Annotated in this window: 4 protein-coding genes; 3 read left to right on the forward strand and 1 reads right to left on the reverse strand. The window is 33.0% G+C overall.

The annotated features are described in order from the left end of the window. Positions 1-118: 118 nt before the first annotated feature. From modB to cysK, 3 genes are read left to right on the forward strand one after another with little or no spacing between them, the layout of a single operon-like run. Positions 119-814 (forward strand): molybdate ABC transporter permease subunit, encoded by a 696-nt coding sequence (modB, locus tag ACI9TV_RS15825; RefSeq protein WP_415251788.1) that lies wholly within the window; start codon positions 119-121, stop codon positions 812-814. Then, on the forward strand, positions 811-1,683 hold the full coding sequence (locus ACI9TV_RS15830; protein ID WP_415251789.1) for an ABC transporter ATP-binding protein: 873 nt from the start codon (positions 811-813) through the stop codon (positions 1,681-1,683). The genes modB and ACI9TV_RS15830 overlap by 4 nt, the downstream gene beginning before the upstream one ends. Continuing rightward, positions 1,680-2,606 carry a cysteine synthase A gene (cysK, locus tag ACI9TV_RS15835; RefSeq protein ID WP_415251790.1) on the forward strand — a complete coding sequence of 309 codons (927 nt, stop codon included), beginning with the start codon at positions 1,680-1,682 and terminating at the stop codon, positions 2,604-2,606. Before ACI9TV_RS15830 ends, cysK begins: the two co-directional genes overlap by 4 nt. Before the next feature lie 23 nt (positions 2,607-2,629). Here the strand turns inward: cysK and ACI9TV_RS15840 are convergent, their stop codons facing one another. Beyond that, a complete protein-coding gene (locus ACI9TV_RS15840) occupies positions 2,630-4,531 on the reverse strand; it encodes a thioredoxin domain-containing protein (RefSeq protein WP_415251791.1) in 1,902 nt (633 codons plus the stop codon). Positions 4,532-4,549: the final 18 nt, after the last annotated feature.

Genomic DNA, 4,549 nt, shown 5'->3' on the forward strand with positions numbered 1-4,549 from the left:
GAAATGAATTTGAATCTTTAATTACACTTGAAGTATCTCAACAAATGAATTTAGCTGTTGGAGATGTAGTCTTAGCACTTTTAAAAGCTAGTGAGTTATCTATATCAGAGATTATATCATGATAGAATTTTTCGCTTCACTTGATTATACTCCTTTTATTTTATCTTTTAAACTTGCTGGATTAACGACTCTCATACTGTTTGTTATTTCACTGCCACTTGCTTGGTTTTTATCCCAAACAAATTCAAAAATAAAACCTTTTCTTGAAGCCATCACTGCTTTACCCATAGTTCTACCTCCCTCAGTTTTAGGCTTTTACATACTGGTTTCACTTTCTCATAATTCACCACTAGGTTCTTTTTTTGAAAATATATTTGGCATATCTTTAGTTTTTAACTTTACATCTTTAGTCATTGCGAGTTGTTTTTATTCTTTGCCTTTTATGGTGCAGCCTCTTCAAGGGGGTTTTGAATCTATAAATAAAAATATGATTGAAGCTTCCTATATTGCAGGAAAAAGTCAAATGCAAACGCTCCTTCAAGTAGTACTTCCAAATATGAAGCCTGCAGTGCTGACTGCAATCATCATTACTTTTGCGCATACTGTTGGCGAATTTGGTGTTGTTTTGATGGTGGGTGGAAGTATAGAATCAGAAACTAAAGTTGCTTCTATTGCCATTTATGAGATGGTAGAGATGATGGATTATGAAGGTGCTCATATTTATAGTGCACTTATGGTTTTAATAAGTTTTATCATACTTTTAGCAGTCTATATGTTTAACAGTTCTAAGCGTATTGGAGGTTTTAGTAAATGATACATATCGATATAAAAAAGAAACTCCATGGCACAAACGGTCTTATGGACTTAGATGTTAATTTTGGAATAAAAGAGGGTCAGTTCCTTGCTATAAGTGGTTTAAGCGGAAGCGGAAAAACAACATTACTGAGAGTTCTTGCAGGCCTTGAAGAATCTTCAGGAGAGATAAAAGTCGGTGAAGAAGTGTGGCAAGGTGAAGATACTATGTTGAGAGTTCAAGAACGTGGAATCGGTTTTGTATTTCAAGATTATGCCTTGTTTGAAAATATGAGTGTTCAAAAGAATCTTTTGTATGTAAACAAAGATAAAAAACTCGCAAGTAAACTTTTAGAACTGACTGAATTAACCCAGTTAAGAAAAAGAAAGCCAAGCACACTTAGTGGTGGGCAAAAACAAAGAGTAAGTTTATGTCGGGCTATGATGAATAGACCAAAATTACTCTTGATGGACGAACCTTTATCCGCACTTGACCCTACTATGAGAAGAAAACTTCAAAATGAAATTTTAGCTTTACATAAAGAGTTTGGGACAACGACTATTATGGTCTCCCATGATCCAGCTGAGATATATAAACTTGCACAAAGAGTGATAGTCTTAGAAAATGGAAAAATTATAAGCGATGGTAACCCACAAGATGCACTTGTGAAACGTGTAGGCTCACAGAAGTTTTCTTTTGAGGGGGAAGTTATAGATATTACACAGGTAGATGTAATTTGGATAGCTCTCATTGCTATTGGACAACAGCTTGTTGAAGTAGTCTTGAGTGCAGATGAACGTAAAGAACTGAACGTTGGTAAAAAAGTAAAAGTGGGAACGAAAGCATTTTCACCCATCATAAAATACAATATAAAAAAGGTAAAGAAATGAAAATAGCGAAGAATATAACCGAACTAATTGGAAATACTCCCTTAGTAAGACTTAATACTCCATCCGAATTAACTGGAGCTACAATTTTAGGTAAATGTGAATTTATGAATCCTACATCTTCAGTTAAAGATAGAATAGGTTTTAATATGATTCGTCGTGCAATGGAATCTGGAAAGGTTACTCAAAGTACGACTATTATTGAGCCAACAAGTGGAAATACAGGAATTGCACTAGCATCTATTTGTGCAGCACAAAACTTAAAACTTGTATTAACAATGCCTGACTCTATGAGTATTGAAAGAAGAAACCTTCTTAAAGCTTTGGGTGCCCAACTTGTTTTAACACCCGCAGCTAAAGGTATGGCAGGTGCAATAAGTAAAGCTGAAGAGATTCAAGCCTTAACACATGACAGTATCATTTTACAACAGTTTGAAAACCCATCGAATCCTGAGATTCATAGACTTACAACAGCTGTAGAGATTTTAGAAGATACTGACAAACAATTAGACGCTTTTGTAGCTGCAGTTGGAACTGGTGGAACTATTACAGGTACTTCAAAAGTACTTAAAGAGCATATTTCAAATATTGCTATTTTTGCAGTGGAACCAGAGGCTTCAGCTATTTTATCCGGTGAAGTAGCGAGTCCACATAAAATCCAAGGAATCGGTGCTGGTTTTATTCCAGGGATATTAGATACTGAAATCTATGGTGAAGTGATTAAAGTTTCCAATGAAGATGCCTTTAAAACGGCAAGAATGTTGGCAAAAAAAGAGGGCTTTCTAGTTGGAATCTCAGCTGGTGCTAATGTTTGGGCAACTATGCAAGTAGCGTCTCGTCCTAAATTTCAAGGCAAAACACTTGTGACAATTTTATGTGATACTGGTGAAAGATACTTAAGTACTACTCTTTTTGAGCAAGAATAGTTTTTATATTGTGAAGATTAAGTTCAAAACAAATCTTCCAGCGAATTTGAACTTTTAAAACAACTATGATTATCACATAAAGTAAATATATTTTCTGTAGTGTATTTAATACTAACATATGGATATTGCAATAATTTTCTTACATTTTTTATATCTGTTTGAAAAGGAAGCTTAACAATTTTGTCTTCATTTATATATCTCTGTACTTGATTTAGAATGTAAGAATATCTAATTGGTGCTTGTTTTATTTCACCTGCATATACTTCTAATGTTGTAAAGGCTTTTTCACGATATTTTTCATTGACTATACTTCCTAAGTCTAATAACAGTTCAATCATCGCACCAACAGAACTTGGATATGAACTATCACTAGCTTCCGCCTCTACTTCAAACTGACCTCGACTAAAATACCACAAGCCATCAACATAAAATAACTCTAATGCTCGGTTTGTTACATCTTGAGCTACATTTAAATATTTCACATTCGATGTAACTTCATATGCAGATATAAGAGCTAAACCTAAATATGCATAATCCTCTAAAAATGCTTTTATTTTAGGATTATTTTCTAAGACTCCAGAGTGCATAAGTTCTGTTTCATTTAACATTTTTTTCAATAGAGTATCAATCGACTTTATTGCAATATCTAAATATTTCTCATCGTATATGGCTAATTTAAATAAAGAACGTATCATCATTGCATTCCAAGATGTTTGTATTTTCTTATCTATAAAAGGATAGATTCTATGCTCACGAATCGTTTGTAAAGTAGGTCGAATATTTTCAAACCATTTTGGTCTTTGTATTTCAATAAAATGTAAAATATTTTTTTTATCAAAATTTCCACCAGGGGATACACTTAAACGCATCAACTTTTTTTTAGCTTCTAGTTCAGCGAACCCAGATTCTCTCAAAGCTTCTAAAACGTCAATTCTTGTGTACACAAAATATTTTCCTTCACTACCCTCAGTATCAGCATCACTAGCAGAATAAAAAAGATTCTCTTGCATCATAAACTTAATCATAAAGTTTGCTATATCTTTAGAGATAATAAAATAATCTTCATTATCAAACACACTAAATGCCAACAAATATAATTCACACAATAAACCATTATCATAGGTCATTTTCTCAAAATGAGGAGTTAGCCATTCGCTATCTACGCTATAACGACAAAAGCCTCCATCTACGAGATCATATAAACCACCTGCTGCCATATTATCTAAAGTATGTGTAATAATTGAAGCCAATTCTTCATCTTTATTGATTTGGTAACTATGAATTAATGCTTTAAGAGTTGCTACTTGTGGAAACTTTGGTGCAAGTGTAAAGCCACCATAAGTAGGTTCAAAATTATTTTTTGATTGTGTTATAAATAAATCAATTGTATCGGTAGATAAGTTAGTTCTTTGAGAGATTTTTTGTTTAACATCTAAAGATTTTTGTATCTCTTGGACGCTTTGAAACAATTTTGAATCTTTTTGTTGTATTGCCGGAGATATTATTTGTATCAATTGCATAAAGCCAACAATATTGTACTTTGGTTCAGGTGGTATGTATGTAGCAGCATAAAATGGTTTATTATCTGGGGTTAAAAAAATAGAAGTGGGCCATCCACCTGCTTTTTTAGTCAAAACTTCATGAATATTTTGATAATACTGATCGATGTCTGGTCTCTCTTCCTTATCAACTTTGATACATATAAAATTATCATTTAAATATTTCGCAATATCTTTATTTTCAAAGACTTCTTTTTCCATAACGTGACACCAATGACAACTAGAGTATCCTATAGATAAAAATATGGGTTTATACTCTTGCTTTGCTTTTATAAAAGCATCATCCGACCATCCAAACCAATGCACTGGATTATCTTTGTGTTGTAATAAATAAGGGGAGTTTTCGTACTGTAGTAAATTTTCCATCTATTGTGAGAGTTGTAT

Source organism: Sulfurimonas sp. (genome assembly GCF_047622445.1).
Taxonomy (GTDB): Bacteria; Campylobacterota; Campylobacteria; order Campylobacterales; family Sulfurimonadaceae; genus Sulfurimonas.

Excerpts from the sequence above, each read along its gene's own strand:
- modB (WP_415251788.1), top strand. The coding sequence starts at position 119 with ATGATAGAATTTTTCGCTTCACTTGATTATACTCCTTTTATTTTATCT.
- ACI9TV_RS15830 (WP_415251789.1), top strand. The coding sequence starts at position 811 with ATGATACATATCGATATAAAAAAGAAACTCCATGGCACAAACGGTCTT.
- cysK (WP_415251790.1), top strand. The coding sequence starts at position 1,680 with ATGAAAATAGCGAAGAATATAACCGAACTAATTGGAAATACTCCCTTA.
- ACI9TV_RS15840 (WP_415251791.1), bottom strand. The coding sequence starts at position 4,531 with ATGGAAAATTTACTACAGTACGAAAACTCCCCTTATTTATTACAACAC.